The organism is Pseudomonas sp. PvP001, assembly GCF_040546375.1.
GTDB lineage: Bacteria > Pseudomonadota > Gammaproteobacteria > Pseudomonadales > Pseudomonadaceae > Aquipseudomonas > Aquipseudomonas coleopterorum.
This window is the reverse complement of record NZ_JBEPNQ010000001.1, coordinates 1,559,391-1,574,500: the sequence shown is the minus strand read 5'-3', so window position 1 is coordinate 1,574,500 and position 15,110 is coordinate 1,559,391. Positions and strand designations below refer to the sequence as shown.

The 15,110-nt window shown below is 60.2% G+C and carries 16 protein-coding genes and 1 tRNA gene; 9 read left to right on the top strand and 8 right to left on the bottom strand.

Going from position 1 to position 15,110, the window contains the following annotated elements; genetic code table 11:
* Position 1: 1 nt before the first annotated feature.
* The 4 genes from ABMD26_RS07235 to alaC all read left to right on the top strand — a co-directional run bounded on the left by ABMD26_RS07235 (position 2) and on the right by alaC (position 3,315).
* Positions 2 to 631, top strand: coding sequence for a cytochrome o ubiquinol oxidase subunit III (locus tag ABMD26_RS07235; RefSeq protein WP_122741412.1), 630 nt, complete (start codon positions 2 to 4; stop codon positions 629 to 631).
* Positions 632 to 964, top strand: coding sequence for a cytochrome o ubiquinol oxidase subunit IV (gene cyoD, locus ABMD26_RS07230; RefSeq protein ID WP_122741413.1), 333 nt, complete (start codon positions 632 to 634; stop codon positions 962 to 964).
* Between the two features lie 10 nt (positions 965 to 974).
* A complete protein-coding gene (gene cyoE / locus ABMD26_RS07225; RefSeq protein ID WP_049861868.1) occupies positions 975 to 1,862 on the top strand; it encodes a heme o synthase in 888 nt (295 codons plus the stop codon).
* 244 nt (positions 1,863 to 2,106) lie between these two features.
* Positions 2,107 to 3,315, top strand: a complete 1,209-nt coding sequence (alaC, locus tag ABMD26_RS07220; RefSeq protein ID WP_122741414.1) for an alanine transaminase — start codon at positions 2,107 to 2,109, stop codon at positions 3,313 to 3,315.
* Here the strand turns inward: alaC and ABMD26_RS07215 are convergent.
* Positions 3,312 to 3,959, bottom strand: a complete 648-nt coding sequence (locus tag ABMD26_RS07215) for a DJ-1/PfpI family protein (protein WP_134721723.1) — start codon at positions 3,957 to 3,959, stop codon at positions 3,312 to 3,314. The genes alaC and ABMD26_RS07215 overlap by 4 nt on opposite strands.
* A gap of 314 nt (positions 3,960 to 4,273) precedes the next feature.
* On the opposite strand from ABMD26_RS07215, the gene ABMD26_RS07210 reads away from it, so the two are divergent.
* Entirely contained in the window at positions 4,274 to 5,059 is a 786-nt protein-coding gene (locus ABMD26_RS07210; RefSeq protein WP_049861871.1) for a substrate-binding domain-containing protein, read from the top strand.
* 26 nt (positions 5,060 to 5,085) lie between these two features.
* On the opposite strand, the gene ABMD26_RS07205 is transcribed toward ABMD26_RS07210, so the two are convergent.
* Positions 5,086 to 5,937 (bottom strand): class I SAM-dependent methyltransferase, encoded by an 852-nt coding sequence (locus ABMD26_RS07205; RefSeq protein ID WP_134721724.1) that lies wholly within the window; start codon positions 5,935 to 5,937, stop codon positions 5,086 to 5,088.
* Between the two features lie 152 nt (positions 5,938 to 6,089).
* The gene (locus ABMD26_RS07200; RefSeq protein WP_134721725.1) at positions 6,090 to 6,992 is read right to left on the bottom strand and encodes a LysR substrate-binding domain-containing protein; all 903 of its coding nucleotides are present in this window, start codon (positions 6,990 to 6,992) and stop codon (positions 6,090 to 6,092) included.
* On the opposite strand from ABMD26_RS07200, the gene ABMD26_RS07195 reads away from it, so the two are divergent.
* Genes ABMD26_RS07195 through ABMD26_RS07185 form a run of 3 tightly spaced genes read left to right on the top strand, consistent with a single transcriptional unit; the run spans position 6,897 to position 8,523 of the window.
* Complete coding sequence (locus tag ABMD26_RS07195; RefSeq protein ID WP_167649275.1) at positions 6,897 to 7,133, top strand: hypothetical protein; 237 nt, start codon at positions 6,897 to 6,899, stop codon at positions 7,131 to 7,133. The two genes, ABMD26_RS07200 and ABMD26_RS07195, sit on opposite strands and share 96 nt — an antisense overlap.
* Positions 7,117 to 7,893, top strand: coding sequence for a 2OG-Fe dioxygenase family protein (locus tag ABMD26_RS07190; RefSeq protein WP_354308757.1), 777 nt, complete (start codon positions 7,117 to 7,119; stop codon positions 7,891 to 7,893). The genes ABMD26_RS07195 and ABMD26_RS07190 overlap by 17 nt, the downstream gene beginning before the upstream one ends.
* Before the next feature lie 12 nt (positions 7,894 to 7,905).
* Positions 7,906 to 8,523 carry a LysE family translocator gene (locus ABMD26_RS07185; protein ID WP_354308755.1) on the top strand — a complete coding sequence of 206 codons (618 nt, stop codon included), beginning with the start codon at positions 7,906 to 7,908 and terminating at the stop codon, positions 8,521 to 8,523.
* 47 nt (positions 8,524 to 8,570) lie between these two features.
* On the opposite strand, the gene ABMD26_RS07180 is transcribed toward ABMD26_RS07185, so the two are convergent.
* The 5 genes from ABMD26_RS07180 to ABMD26_RS07160 form a co-directional block, all read right to left on the bottom strand.
* Entirely contained in the window at positions 8,571 to 10,124 is a 1,554-nt protein-coding gene (locus ABMD26_RS07180; RefSeq protein WP_354308753.1) for an alkaline phosphatase D family protein, read from the bottom strand.
* Between the two features lie 302 nt (positions 10,125 to 10,426).
* Positions 10,427 to 11,458 carry a Fic family protein gene (locus ABMD26_RS07175; RefSeq protein WP_354308751.1) on the bottom strand — a complete coding sequence of 344 codons (1,032 nt, stop codon included), beginning with the start codon at positions 11,456 to 11,458 and terminating at the stop codon, positions 10,427 to 10,429.
* Between the two features lie 146 nt (positions 11,459 to 11,604).
* Positions 11,605 to 12,810, bottom strand: a complete 1,206-nt coding sequence (locus ABMD26_RS07170) for an MFS transporter (RefSeq protein WP_354308749.1) — start codon at positions 12,808 to 12,810, stop codon at positions 11,605 to 11,607.
* A 104-nt stretch (positions 12,811 to 12,914) separates the two neighbouring features.
* Positions 12,915 to 13,544 (bottom strand): LysE family translocator, encoded by a 630-nt coding sequence (locus tag ABMD26_RS07165; protein WP_192065081.1) that lies wholly within the window; start codon positions 13,542 to 13,544, stop codon positions 12,915 to 12,917.
* A gap of 298 nt (positions 13,545 to 13,842) precedes the next feature.
* Positions 13,843 to 13,927 (bottom strand) — tRNA-Leu (locus tag ABMD26_RS07160).
* Positions 13,928 to 14,036: 109 nt separating this feature from the next.
* Here ABMD26_RS07160 and queA point away from each other — a divergent pair.
* Positions 14,037 to 15,101: a tRNA preQ1(34) S-adenosylmethionine ribosyltransferase-isomerase QueA gene (queA, locus tag ABMD26_RS07155; protein WP_354308747.1), complete on the top strand. Its 1,065-nt coding sequence runs from the start codon at positions 14,037 to 14,039 to the stop codon at positions 15,099 to 15,101.
* Positions 15,102 to 15,110 lie beyond the last annotated feature (9 nt).

Sequence of the window (15,110 nt, the reverse complement as noted above, 5' to 3'; positions counted from 1 at the left end):
AATGTCTAACGCAACCTTAAACGCGGAAGTGGCTCACGAACACGAGCACGGTCACGACGATCACGATCATCACGATTCCGGGAGCATGACGGTCTTCGGTTTCTGGATCTACCTGATGACCGACTGCATCCTGTTCGCGTCGATCTTCGCCGCCTACGCAGTACTGGTTAACAACGTCGCCGGTGGCCCGTCGGGCCACGACATCTTCGAGCTGCCCTTCGTGGCAGCCGAGACCGCACTGCTGCTGTTCAGCTCCATCACCTATGGCTTCGCCATGCTGGCGCTGCACAGCAACAACAAAAGCGGTGTGATGAAGTGGTTGTTCGTGACCTTCCTGCTGGGCGCAGGCTTCATCGCGATGGAAATCTACGAGTTCCACAAGCTGATCGAAGAGGGCTTCGGCCCGCAGCGCAGCGGCTTCCTGACCGGGTTCTTCACCCTGGTCGGTACCCACGGCCTGCACGTGACCAGCGGCTTGATCTGGATGGCGGTGCTGATCGCCCAGGTCAAATCCAAAGGCCTGACCGCAACCAACAACACGCGCATGAGCTGCCTGAGCCTGTTCTGGCACTTCCTGGACGTGGTCTGGATCTGCGTGTTCACCGTCGTCTACCTGATGGGAGCTCTGTAAATGGCAAACCCTCATACCACTTCGGCCGGTAGCAGCCACGGCAGCTACAAGTCGTACATGATCGGTTTCGTGCTGTCGGTGATCCTGACCGCGATTCCGTTCGGCCTGGTGATGTTCCCCACCTTGTCCAAGGAAGCCACCCTGTGGATCGTGATGATCTTCGCGGTGATCCAGGTGCTGGTGCACCTGGTCTACTTCCTGCACCTGGACCGCACGTCCGAGCAGCGCTGGAACGTGATCGCTTTCGTCTTCTCGGCGTTGATCATCGCGTTCCTGGTCGGTCTGTCGCTGTGGATCATGTTCAGCATCCATCACTTCATGATGGCGAAGTAAGGAACCCGGCATGTCCGTTAAGCACTTTATCCAAATCACCAAACCGGGGATCATTTTCGGTAACGTGCTTTCCGTGGCAGGTGGGTTCTTCCTGGCCTCTCAAGGGCATGTCGACATTGGGCTGTTCCTGGCCACAGTGATCGGTACATCGCTGGTCGTGGCATCGGGCTGTGCTTTCAACAACTGCATCGACCGCGACATCGACGTGAAGATGGAGCGCACCAAGAACCGCGCATTGGTCCAGGGGCAGATTTCGGTGAAGGTCGCATTGATCTTCGCCACACTGCTCGGAGTCGCCGGGATGGTCATGCTGTACGCATTGGCCAATCCTCTGGCGGCGTTGTGCGGCCTCATCGGCTTCGTGATCTATGTGGGCTTCTACAGTCTCTATCTGAAGCGCAAGTCGGTGCACGGTACGTTGGTCGGCAGCCTGTCCGGTGCCATGCCTCCGGTGATCGGTTACGTGGCAGTCAGCAACAGCTTCGACCTGGCGGCGTTGACGCTGCTAGTGATGTTCAGTCTGTGGCAGATGCCTCATTCGTATGCCATCGCGATCTTCCGCTTCAATGATTACCTGGCAGCTTCGATTCCGGTGTTGCCGGTGAAGCGCGGTATCGTGGTGGCCAAGAAGCACATCCTCCTCTACATCCTGGCTTTCCTGCTGGCGACGCTGATGCTGACCCTGGGTGGCTATGCCGGGATGAGCTATCTGGCAGTGGCGGCGGCCATGGGCATGTACTGGTTGTACATGGCCTGGACCGGCTACAAGGCAGTTGATGATCGAGTCTGGGCGCGCAAGCTGTTCGTGTTCTCGATCTTCACCATCACGGCGTTGAGTGTGATGATGTCGCTGGATTTCAAGGTGCCCAGTGAGTTGTTGCTGACTTACGCGCACTGATCTTGCTGCAGCGATAAAAACGCCCCGGGTCGAATAGATCCGGGGTTTTTTTTGGGGCAAAGGTTGGGTCCGCGGTGCGGCCTTCGCGGGCAGAGCCCGCACCCACAAGAATCCCTTTGCCTGCGAAGACGCACCGAATATTCCGCTTTACAGCCCCGCATCGGCCCGATTATCGTTCGACCTGGCCACCGCAGTGGCCAACGTCGCTCGGACGGTTCCGGGCGCTTACGTCTCCGAGGAAGTCATGGCCGAACCTGTTCGCCCGCGCCGCTTTGCGCGCATCGATCGTCTCCCCCCTTATGTATTCAACATCACTGCCGAATTGAAGATGGCTGCGCGTCGGCGCGGCGAAGACATCATCGACCTGAGCATGGGTAATCCCGACGGCGCCACGCCGCCCCACATCGTCGACAAGCTGGTCACCGTTGCCCAGCGCGAAGACACCCACGGCTATTCCACCTCGCGTGGCATCCCGCGGCTGCGCCGGGCCATCTCGCGCTGGTACAAGGACCGTTACCAGGTCGATATCGACCCTGAAGACGAAGCCATCGTCACCATCGGTTCGAAGGAGGGCCTGGCCCACCTGATGCTGGCGACCCTCGACCAGGGCGATACCGTTCTGGTGCCCAACCCCAGCTACCCGATCCATATCTATGGCGCGGTGATCGCTGGCGCCCAGGTGCGCTCGGTGCCGCTGGTGCCCGGTGTGGATTTTTTCAATGAGCTGGAACGGGCGATCCGCGAATCCATTCCCAAGCCGAAGATGATGATCCTGGGCTTTCCTTCCAACCCGACCGCGCAGTGCGTGGAATTGGATTTCTTCGAGCGGGTGGTGGCACTCGCCAAGCGCTACGACGTTTTGGTGGTGCATGACCTGGCCTACGCCGACATCGTCTACGACGGCTGGAAGGCGCCCTCGATCATGCAGGTGCCGGGCGCCAAGGACATCGCCGTCGAGTTCTTCACCCTGTCCAAAAGCTACAACATGGCCGGATGGCGAATCGGCTTCATGGTTGGCAATCCCGAACTGGTCAACGCGCTGGCCCGGATCAAGAGCTACCACGACTACGGCACGTTCACGCCCTTGCAGGTGGCGGCCATCGCTGCGCTCGAAGGCGATCAACAGTGTGTGAAGGACATCGCCGAACAATACCGCCAGCGGCGCAACGTGCTGGTCAAAGGCTTGCACGAGCTGGGCTGGATGGTGGAAAACCCCAAGGCTTCGATGTACGTATGGGCCAAGATTCCCGAGGCCTACGCTCATCTTGGCTCGCTCGAATTCGCCAAGAAGCTGTTGGCCGAAGCCAAGGTCTGCGTTTCACCCGGCATCGGATTCGGTGACTATGGCGATGATCACGTGCGCTTTGCCCTGATCGAAAACCAGGATCGCATCCGCCAGGCCGTGCGTGGCATCCGCCAGATGTTCAGGGCCGACAAGGCTGATCGTTCCTAGCCTGGCAGGTCACGCCATTCGTACTGCATCTGGCGGGCGGTGATCCGCGCTGCATCATCGCCCAGCAGCCGCGCCACCAGATGCAGGCTCATGTCGATACCGGCGGAAATCCCGGCACTGGTGACCAGGCTGCCGGCATCGACATAGGGCACATCTTCCTGCACGTCCAGGTCCGGGTAGCCTTCACGGAGCTCCTGGATGTCGGCCCAATGGGTGGTCACGCTGTGTCCCTGGAGCAGGCCCGCCTTCGCCAGAATCAACGCCCCGCTGCACACCGACGTCAGCAAGCCGGTCCTCGACGCCATTCGGCGTATCCAGTCCAGAGTGTCCGGGTCGTTCACGGGCTGGTCGATCACACCTCCGGGCACAATCAGAACGTCGCAGGGCAGTTCGTCATCGAACTGTGCGTCGGGTTGCACCCGCAGATCGTAGCGCGCAGCAAGCAGTTCGCGACTGGCGGCGACGGTGCTGATTAGGAACGGTGAATGCGCGCTCAGGCCGTCGCGCAAGGCTATGCGAGTGGCGACACTGAACACCTCATAAGGTCCGGCGAAGTCAAGGATCTCGATACCGGGATACAGCAGGATGACCACGTGCAGAGGACGGTCGAAAATCTGCAACTCGGGAGGCAGGGCGTTGGGCATACGTTCACTCCAGTCTGGAGCAGGCATGATCGGTCTGGATTGCCTGGGGGTAAATGACAGTTATCCCACAGATCCTGCCAATGCATCTGGAGACCTACTGTCAGGATGAGCGCTCAACTGCACGCAGAAATTGTTTCGCCAAGTTGCAATTGCCCGAGAACACCTTTTTAAATGGCAACCTGATCCTGGCTTTTGGCCGATTACGCGTAAACTGATCATTCCTCGCGAGGCGGTTGACCTTCATCGCACTCGTTCGCTTCGCCTCTGGCCAGTCATCGGCCAGGCTTCATCTTCAGTTTCAGGATCATATTGTCATGACCAAACGGCTCACCAGCGCTCTGCTGGCTTGTGTATTACTCGGCTCCAGCGCCGCCCATGCGCAGAAAGCGCCCCCACCGGTTCAGCTGTCGTTGCTCGGCTCCGGTGGTGTGGTCAGCGCCATGCAGACCATCGTCGTCGAATATGAAAAGGCCACTGGGGTCAAAGTCACCGTGTTGCCTTCACCCGCCATCGGCGACAACCCCATGGCGATCTCCAGTCGACTGGAGCGCGGCGAGCGTGCGGACCTGGTGCTTACCGAAGACGCGGCTCTGAACAAACTCATTCAATTGGGTGAAGTGCAGCGCGAGCCGCGGGTGGATGTCGGCAAATCGTTCATCGCCATGGCCGTCCGCCAGGGCGAGGCCAAGCCGGACATCGGCAGCGTCGACGCCTTCCGCAAGACGCTGCTCGACGCTCGTTCGTTGGCGTACTCCAACAGCACCAGCGGCCTGTACCTGTCACACCTGTTGTTTCCACGCATGAAGCTCACCGAGCAGCTTCGCGACAAAAGCAGCCTGGTCGACAACGAACCGGTGGGCGCGGCTGTCGCTCGGGGCGATGTACAGTTGGGGTTTCAGCAGCTCAGCGAACTCAAGGCGGTACCGGGGATAGACATCGTCGGTCTGATTCCCGATGCGGTGCAGAAAATGACCCTGTATTCAGGTGGTGTCACGCGTACCAGCGCACATCCCGAAGAGGCCGCAGCGTTGCTGCAGTACCTGAGCACGCCGGCGGCCCGGCTGGCTATCGAGGAAAGCGGGCTGACGCCGGTGCACTGACCGGCCCCGCCCGCTCGCTACAGGCGCTAGAGAAACCTGACCGTGTGAAAGGCCACCGTGTTGTAGGGCACGGTGATGTCTTGCTTGTCCTTGAGATCGGGATGGGTAGCGATGATCTCGCGAACTTTCCGATAGATCGGTTCCTGCTGCTCGGGGGGAAGGGCAGCGATGAAGCTGATGGAGCGCACGCGATTGAGAATGACGTCCTCCGGCGTACCTCTGTAGGTGTGGGTGAACTGCTTCTCCACCAGGGGTGTGAACCCATTGTGAGGGAACACTTCCCGCCATTTCTGGGTATAGAACCGTGGGCTGTCTCCAGCCACTTCGCTTACGATGTCCGCGATCTGGCGCACCCAGTCGTGGCTGGTATCGCGCAGGTTCCAGATCATGCCCAGACGTCCTCTGGGTTTCAGTACGCGGTAGATTTCCGCCATGCTGGCAGCGTTGGCGAACCAATGGAAGGAGTGTGCACAGACCACGGCATCCACGGATCCGCTCTTGAGCGGAATCTCTTCGGCGGCCCCCTCCAGGATCTTCACATAGGGCTTGTCGCCCCAGTTGTGTTCCAATTGTTCGCGCATGGCCGCAACCGGCTCCACGGCGAAGACCTCGGCCCCGGCCTCGATCATCCGTGGAATGAATTTGCCGGTGCCTGAACCCAGGTCGAGTACTGTCGTGTGGGGTGGGTCCCATTTGCTGTGCGGCTTGATCTGAATGGTCTCGCGCAGCCAGTTGTCGAGCTCTTTGGGATAGTCTGGCCGCCCCTTGTCGAAGGAGCCGGCCCCTTGCAGGTAGCCCTTTGCAGCCGTCGATGGAAGGATGGTCTGGAGTCTTTCGGTCAGGTTCTTGATTTGCAGAATGTCGCCAAGGTTTTTCATGTTCGCCCCTTGCACGCATGCCAGCGCTGCTGTATTCGCCAGGCTGATGGAACAGCGGAACGCCCAACCAGCCTCGATGGGCGTTATAAGACAAAGCGTAGCGCAAGGTGGGTGAGGCGGCAGTTAATTCGTGCAGGACCAGACGAAGCCGATCAGAGGGTCTCGGCCGGCGTGCCGTGCAGCCCTTGGGCCACCGATGCCTGCGCCTGGGTCTCCAGCCATTGACGAAACACCCTGCATTTCCGGCTTTCTTCGCTCGACCGCGCCGACAGCAGGAAATACCCGGACCCGTCGCGTACGAAGCCGAACGGTGCGACCAGTTGGCCCGATGCCAGTTCTTCTTCGACCATCATCATCGACGCCATGCTCACGCCCAGCCCTGCGGTAGCCGCCTGAACGCACAAGTAGAAGTGTTCGTAATCGACCGTCGTGACGTCGCAGGCCGCTTTGTGCACCAGACGCAACCACTGCTCCCAGGCCGCCGGTCGTGTCCGGCTGCGAAGCAGGTGCACGCCGCGCAATCGACTGGCGGGCCCGGCCAGGCTGGGCGCGCACACCGGGCCCACCCATTCCGGACACAGCGCGCTGCTGTGCACTGAGTCATCCCAGTGGAAATCATCGCGTCGGATGGCCAGGTCTGCGCTGCACCGAGAGAAATCGATCGGCCCGCCCGCTGCCAGCAGTTGAATCTGGATGTCCGGATGCGCCTTGTTGAAGGCGGGCAGGCGTGGAATCAGCCATTTCATTGCGATGGTCGGCTCGCAGGACAACACCAGAATGTCTTCGCCGGCTTTCTGCTGTACCTGACGCACCGCCTGTTCCAGCTGCTCGAACATCGGTTGGGTCACCTCATGGAGCAGACGTCCGGCATGGTTGAGAAACACCGCACGGTTGCGTCGATCGAACAGCTCCACGCCCAATGCCTCTTCCAACGAGCGTATCTGGCGGCTCACGGCGCCATGCGTGACGTGCAGTTGCTCGGCGGCCTTGATGAAGCTCTGCGTCTGTGCGGCAGCGTTGAAAAAACGGAAGGAGGCGAGGGGCGGGAGGCTCATACGGGCAACGAAATCTCACAGGTTTCGATGACTATAAATCGTTTTTTCCAGCCCAGGCAAAACTCCATGATGGCGCTCGTTGCCGAGGATTCTGGCGACCTGACCAATAAAATGGAGAAAATCCATGGACAATATTCATAAGCGTGCAGTGCCCATTGGCAATCTTGCTCCCCAGCTTTATACGCCACTGATCGCCGAAGTCTGCGATACCGTAAACCGCAATGGGTTTGTTTTTCTGCAACCGCCCATGGTGGCAGCCTTGCTGAACAGTGCCGTACCCGGCTTCGTCCAGGGCTGGGAAGACTTCCGACTCTCATGGGGTCATCTGGACCAGGACGCGTTCATGGGCGACGGTGGTACCTATCGCTTCCGGCGTTACGCCACCTTCTTCACCGAGCAGGGCAGTCGCCACTGGCAACCCAGTCTTCACCAACCGCATTACCAGACCACTGAGCACAACCCACTCAATGGCGGCATTGTCCGGCACTTTGCCCCGATCCCGACCGAGCTCTGCGAAGGCCTGGTTTTTTCGGCGGTGATGGATCTGTGTTGCGCCTGCTTCAATGTGCTGGCGCCACACTGCGCATGGCATATCGAAGTCCATCAGTTCCGCATCGATGCGTCCGCGGGAGCCGCCTCTCCCACGCCCGAAGGTGTGCACCGGGACGGCGTCGACTTTGTATTCATGCTGATGGTCAACAGGGTCAATGTCGTGGAGGGGGAAACGTCCATCTACGATAACGACCAGCGGCTGCTGGCCAGGCATTCGATGATCCATGAGCTGGAAGCTGCCCTGCTCAATGACGCACAGGTCCGGCACGGTGTCAGTGCCATCATCCCGATACACCCCGATCGACCTGCCCACCGCGATGTACTGGTCGTTACTTTCAAGAAACGCTGACGGAATGTGGTCATGAACGAATTACTGGCAGTAGCCCTAATTACCGTATTGGCTGTCATCAGCCCAGGCCCGGACTTTGCCATGGTCACGCGTAACAGTTATGCCTATGGGCGGCGCAGTGGACTGATCGCGGCATTGGGCATTGCCTGCGGTGTACAGGTGCATGTTTTCTATACCGTGTTCGGCATCGCCGTGATCATCACCCAATCGCCCCTGTTGTTCATGGCCATGAAATGGCTGGGCGCCGCTTATCTCATTTACTTGGGGGTGCGCTCGTTGCTCAACACCTCCAAGTTGGCCCTGGCCAACGGTGGAGGCGAGACGCCGTCCTTGTGGAGCGCTTTTCGAACAGGCTTCTTCACCAATGCACTCAATCCCAAGACGATGCTGTTCGTGGTGGCGACCTACAGCCAGGTCGTGCAAGCGGGCAGTTCGATGACGACGAACTTTGCCTACGGTCTGTTCATGTCGTTCTCGCACTGGGTGTGGTTCAGTATCGTGGCGCTGTTCTTTTCGTCCGGGCCATTGCGGCGCCGGATGCTGGAGAAGCAACGCCTCGTCGATCGCGTGATCGGCACCGCGCTCATCGGGTTGGGCGCGAGCCTGGTGCTGCCGGGCCTTGTTGGCTGAGCCGTCGCACCGCAAATCGTCTGCCATGGCGCATGCGGTGCAACCGATCAGGCCGGCTGCAATTTCTTTTCGAACACCACCACGCCGTCGAGATCGCGCAGTTGCACGGTCATTTCCCCGCTCGAGCCCTCGATCTGCACTTCGCCGAAAAACTGGAAGCCCGCGAATGGCGAAGTATTCTGCGCAGGCGGCGCTTTCTGGAAAACCACTTGCGGACCGAACGTGGCATCGAGCGGATTGGGCCCGAAACTGCCGGCATTCAACGGTCCGGCGACGAATTCCCAGAACGGTTCGAAGTCCTGAAACGCAGCGCGGTCGGGGTGGTAGTGATGGGCTGCGCAATAGTGCACATCGGCCGTGAGCCAGACGGTGTTGGCAATTTTTTGCTGGCGCAAAAAAACCAGCAGCTCGGCGATTTCCAGCTCGCGGCCCTTGGCAGCGCCATCATCGCCGTTGGCGATCGCCTCCCAGCGGCCAACGCCGGGGCTGACTTCTCCATCTGGAACACCCAGACCGATGGGCATGTCGGCGGCGATGACTTTCCACTGCGCCTGCGATCCCTTGAGCCCGGACTTGAGCCAGTCCAGTTGCGCCTGCCCGAGGAACGCCGTGCGGGCTTCGGGCGTGGGCGCCAGGTTGTCGTCATTGCCGCTGCGGTAGCTGCGCATGTCCAACACGAAAATGTCCAGCATCGGCCCGTAGCTGAGCTTGCGGTAAATACGCCCCCCGTTGTCAGCCCGTTGCAGGCGCATGGGAGCGTACTCGAGCCACGCCTGACGGGCGTTGCCCACCAGATGGCGAATGTCGCGGTTCTGGTAACGCTCGTCGAGCTGCTTGCTGGGCGACCAGTTGTTGGTCACCTCGTGGTCGTCCCATTGCCAGATCTGCGGCACCTCGGCGTTGAACCGGCGCACGTTTTCATCCATCAGGTTGTAGCGGTAGTTGCCGCGGTACTCATCCAGGGTTTCCGCCACTTTGCTCTTGGCTTCGGTGGTGATGTTGCGCCACACGCGGCCGTTTTCCGTGGTCACCGTGGCCGGCACCGGCCCGTCGGCGTAAATGGTGTCGCCGCTGTGGATGAAGAAATCCGGCAAGCGCAGGCGCATGGCTTCGTAGATACGCATGCCGCCAATGTCCGGATTGATGCCAAAGCCCTGGCCCACGGTGTCGCCGCTCCACACGAAACGGATGTCACGACGCTGCGAAGGCTCGCTGCGCAGATGACCGAACCACGGCTCGCTGCTGACGCCGGTCTGCGCGTCCTCGAACTGCACCCGATAGAAGATCGCCTGATCCACCGGCAAGCCATTGAGCTCGACCCGTGCGGTAAAGTCGGTGCCGGCGTCGGCCAATGGCGAGACCAGTCGGCGCGGGTTGGTGAACATGCTGCGTGTATCCCATTCCACCACCATCCGCGCCGGGCGGTCGCACCGGCTCCAGACCATCGCCTTGTCGCCCAACAGGTCGCCGGACTGCACGCCGTCGGTGAGTTGGGGCCGGTCCTTGACCGAAGCGATCACCGCCGGCGCCAGCCCCGGCAGCAGAAAACCCGCACCCACGGCCTGGACGAGACGACGGCGCTTGAGGTCGAACATGCTCATGACATAGCCCTGTGAGAGAGAAAGGGCTATGTAAGCGTGGGGATGTGACAGGGGCGTGAAGGTCTGCGACGTTCTGTTCGTTGATGGCTTGTACGGTCTGCAGATAGGTGCTGGATACAACGATGCGTTATTGGTCGAACCGTCGATGCAGATCAGGGAACAACAATTGCGCAAACCAAACGGGAAGGCCTGGGTATAGCTGTCGCGATTTGACTGAAGGTGCATCTACAAGTCCCAGCGTCACCAGTTTGTTCAATTGGCCACTGGCGACTCGATCATGAAGACCTGTGTAAATCTTGAAGTCAGACCGCGACACCTCGCCGTGGGTCAGCAAGATGTGTAGCGCGCGCGCCACCTCCTGCTTTATTCCAGCCTGGTTCGAAACGAGGCTCGAAAGCGATGGCGCGCTCAAGTCGCTGGCGCAATGTCGCCATCCCCATGGCGTGCTCGATGTACTTCATTTGATCGAGACAGACCTGCAACATGAATTCGACGAACTCCAGTAACCCCGACTGTGTGAGTTGTCCTCGACCGTCCAGATCACCCCTGCGCGGCTGATCGGCTGAGCGGAGTCGACGATAGTATTCATCTTGCTGGCGCGCCAGACCGCGAGACAACGACCACAATGGCGAAACCAGGCCAAGTTTTGCCAGTTGAAGGTGCGTGAGCATCCGCACGACGCGACCATTGCCGTCTTCGAATGGATGAACAAACGCCAAGCGGTGATGATAAGCCAACGCCCCGAGCAAGCGTGTACGCTGATCACCTATGCGCCCATATACGGTTTGCAGGCGGCTCATCATCGGTAAAATGGATTGCCAGGCTGGCGCGAAGTGATCACCTACCATAACGTTTTTTTCGCTTACATTTCGTAGTTGCCCAGGCACAAGTTCACGACCGTCGGTCAAGGCCAGCTCTGCCTGACCGGCACCGGCGAACAGGCGCCGATGCACCCGTGCGACCAATGAGGGGGCAAACATTCCAGCCCACTCCATTGTGGACCCACGAGGCGTTCGAAGCAGTCGCTCAAGAGCCTCCTGCGCGCCGATATGGCTGACAGCGAGCTCGGTCAGCACCTTTGGATTACGCCGCGGAGCATTCGCGGATAATGAAGCAGGCTCTGTGTATTGCCCTTCGATGAGGTTGCTGTAGTAGCTGCTGGTGATGCGCATGAGTCCACCGATTCGCCTTGCACTTTCAGTAGGCAGCACACCGCAAAGCTTGCCCGCCTGAAAGGGTAGTTGTTCGGCCATGTGCATCAGCGACGGCGGGAAATCCGGTGAAGGCATGATGGGCTCAAGCCAGTGATTTCCGGAAACGAATGGCGAACTCATTTGCAGCTCTCTTTTTCCGATTTTTTTTCCGATTTCGGGGTATCCCGAAAGCTCGATGGTACGCGGTTCTCAAAAGAATAAGCAGATAAATATCGTGGCCATATTTCCGATTTATTTCGAGCCCGTTGCATTCTCTGACGTACCCATCAGCCTGGCACGATCACGTCGCTCGCCGAACTTGCCTGGAGCGTGCGCAGGCCTGTCAGCACGGCGGTGAGCATCAGCAAGCCGGCGCCGATGGCGACGCCGAATCCGGCACGGGTGCCGAAGTGGTCGATGACCAGGCCGGCAGTCGCGCCGCCCATTGCAATGCCGACACTGACGCCTGTACTCAACCAGGTCAGCCCTTCGGTGATCTTTCCGGGCGGCAGGATTTTCGTGCCGATGTTCATCACCACGATCAGCGTCGGCGCGAACGACATGCCGGTGATGAACAGCAATCCGGTGAGCCAGTACACATTGGGCGCAAAGATCGGCAGTGTCGTCGCCACGGCGGTGAATACCGCGCCGATCAGCAATTGGGTTTCGAACGGTAGCCCACTCCTGACCGCTCCGAAGGTGATCCCGGCGACCATCGACCCGGCCGCGAAGCCTGCCAGGACGAAGCTGGCTGCGGCCGCCCAGCCGGCCTCCTTGGCAAAAGCGACCACAGCCACGTCGACCGACCCGCCGAGCACGCCCAGCGCCAGCATCGCCACGACGATGATCCGCAAGGCCGGAATGCGCAGGGGAGAGCTGGAGTGGCCTTTGACGGCCGGTATCGGCGGTGGCTCGGTTTCGTGCTGGCGCAGGAAAGCGACCACGCCGACGGCCAAAAGCACGGCGGCCACCAAAGGTCCGGCTTGAGGAAACAGACCGCTGCTCAAGGCGATGGACAGCGGCGGGCCGACGATGAAGGTGAATTCCACCAGCACCGTATCCAGAGAGTACGCGGCGTGCAGTTGCGGCTTTCCGCGAAACAGATAGGCCCAGCGCGCGCGGATCATCGCCCCGAAATGGGGAGGCACACCCGCCATGGCTGCCAGCACGAACAGCACCGGCAACGGCGCATGCCAGTACACGGCACCGATCAGGGCCAGCAGCATGCCGATACTGAACGCCGCGATAGGCGCCAGCACCTTGCGCTGGCCGCGCTGATCCACCAGCTTCGAGATCATCGGCCCGAGTATGGCGCTGGTGAGGGTATAAGTGCCCGCTACCGCACCTGCGACCCAGTAGCGGCCCGTTTCCTGTGCAAGCATGGCAATCAGGCCCAGCCCGACCATGGCTTGCGGAAGCCTGGCCATCGAGCCGGCCACGATCAGCGCCACGACGCCTGGGGTTGCGAAGAATGTACGGTAGGCATTGCTCATGTGAAGGGCGGAACTCCGTGTTCGCGAGGGTGGATCAGGTAGGGGCTTTTATAGTGCCAGTAGGTTGAACCTGATACCTGTTTTGCTGAGAGGTTGAGGGAAGATCATAGGGGGCGCTCAAGAAATAACAGTCGTGCGGCCAGTGCCGTCATCATGCCCGCGAAGCCATAGCTGCCCCACTTTCTCAACGCCGGACCACCGTTCAACCGTTTGCGCAGCGTTGCGGCACAAAGCGCGAGCACGCAGTGAAAAACCAGGGCAATCAAGGCGAGCACCATGCCCAGCACCGAGAGCTGGACGACTACGCTTGCGTTGCCGACCGTGACGAATTGCGGCAGGAACACCATGAAGAACAGCAGGGCCTTGGGGTTCAACAAGCTATTGAGCGTGGCGCGAATGAACACCTTTCGGGTCGAGTCCAGCGGACGTGGGGCAGCGCTTTGAGCCGTTGGCGCCGTCAACGCTTGCCAAGCCATCCACAACAGATAGCACGCACCCGCCAACCGCAACAAGTCGAAAGCAGGAGCCCAGCTCATGACGACAGCACCCATGCCTGCGCTGACCAGCAGCGTCATGATCAAATCCGCCAGCGAAATACCCAGCGCGGCCGCCACCCCGGCCCGCCAGCCATGGGCAAGGGCGTGGCTGGTGACGAACGCCATGTTCGGTCCGGGGACGATCAGCAGCAATGCCGCGGCAATGACGAACAGGTAGAGGTTGGCTGCATCCGGCATGACGACTGCTCCTTTGAGTTGATTCCAAGGGTAGGCGCATCAGGTCAGCGGCGGGAGGCACAGTTCATGAGAAGGTGGGGGCAACAGTCGATTTTGCTTCAGGGGTCGCCAAGGCTGCGAAAGACACGGTGCCCTTTGAGCCATGTATCGAATGCCTGTGTACCACTGAATAGGTGGCGGTGAACGGATACGGCGTCGGCAGCGCTGGCTTGTTCATGGTCAGCGGCCGTTTCTGCACAGGAAGGATGCCGAATCGCAGGCGAAAAAAAAGACCTTCGCAAAGGTCTTTTTTCTGATTTGGTGCCCCGAGGGAGACTCGAACTCCCACTCCTTTCGAAAACGGATTTTGAATCCGCCGCGTCTACCAATTCCGCCATCAGGGCTTACAGGCGGCGAAGTATAGAGACGACTCGACCACTGGTCAATCAGCTTTCATGGTCAATTTTGAAGATTTTTGCTAGAATTTTCAGCCCTATACAGCCGAACCCTATCATGCGCGTCGCCGATTTCTCTTTCGAGCTTCCTGATTCCCTGATCGCTCGCCACCCGCTGGCCGAGCGCCATGGCAGCCGCCTGTTGGTCCTCGATGGGCCGTCCGGTGCGCTGGATCATCGTCAATTCACCGATCTGCCGGGCTTTCTGCGGCCGGGCGACCTGATGGTGTTCAACAACACCCGGGTGATTCCGGCGCGGGTGTTTGGCCAGAAGGCGTCGGGGGGCAAGCTGGAAATTCTGGTGGAACGCGTGCTGGACAGCCATCGCGTGCTGGCCCATGTGCGTTCCAGCAAGTCGCCCAAGCCAGGCTCGATGATCCTGATCGACGGCGGCGGCGAGGCCGAGATGGTCGCGCGGCACGATGCGCTGTTCGAGCTGCGCTTCAACGAAGAGGTGCTGCCGCTGCTCGACAAGGTTGGTCACATGCCGTTGCCGCCCTACATCGACCGGCCCGACGACACCGCCGACCGCGAGCGCTACCAGACCGTGTACGCCGAGAAGGCCGGTGCGGTGGCGGCGCCGACGGCGGGTCTGCACTTCGACAAGGCACTGCTGGCGCAGATCGAAGCCATGGGCGTTGAAACTGCCTTCGTGACGTTGCATGTGGGCGCGGGTACCTTCCAGCCGGTGCGGGTCGAGAAGCTCGAAGATCACCACATGCATAAAGAGTGGCTGGAGGTCAGCCAGGACGTGGTCGATGCGGTGCAGGCGTGCAAGGCCCGCGGTGGCCGCGTGGTAGCGGTAGGTACCACCAGCGTGCGTTCGCTGGAAAGCGCGGCCCGCAATGGCGTATTGAAACCGTTCAGCGGCGACACCGACATCTTCATCTTTCCAGGGCGGCCGTTTCATGTGGTCGATGCCCTGGTGACCAACTTTCATTTGCCCGAGTCCACGCTGTTGATGCTGGTCTCGGCGTTCGCGGGTTATCCCGAAGCCATGGCGGCCTATGCGGCGGCGGTGGCCAACGAGTACCGCTTCTTCAGTTACGGTGATGCCATGTTCATCACCCGCAATCCGGCGCCTCGCGGTCCCAGCGAAGCCGCGCCAGGGGATCAAGCATGAGTCGCACCT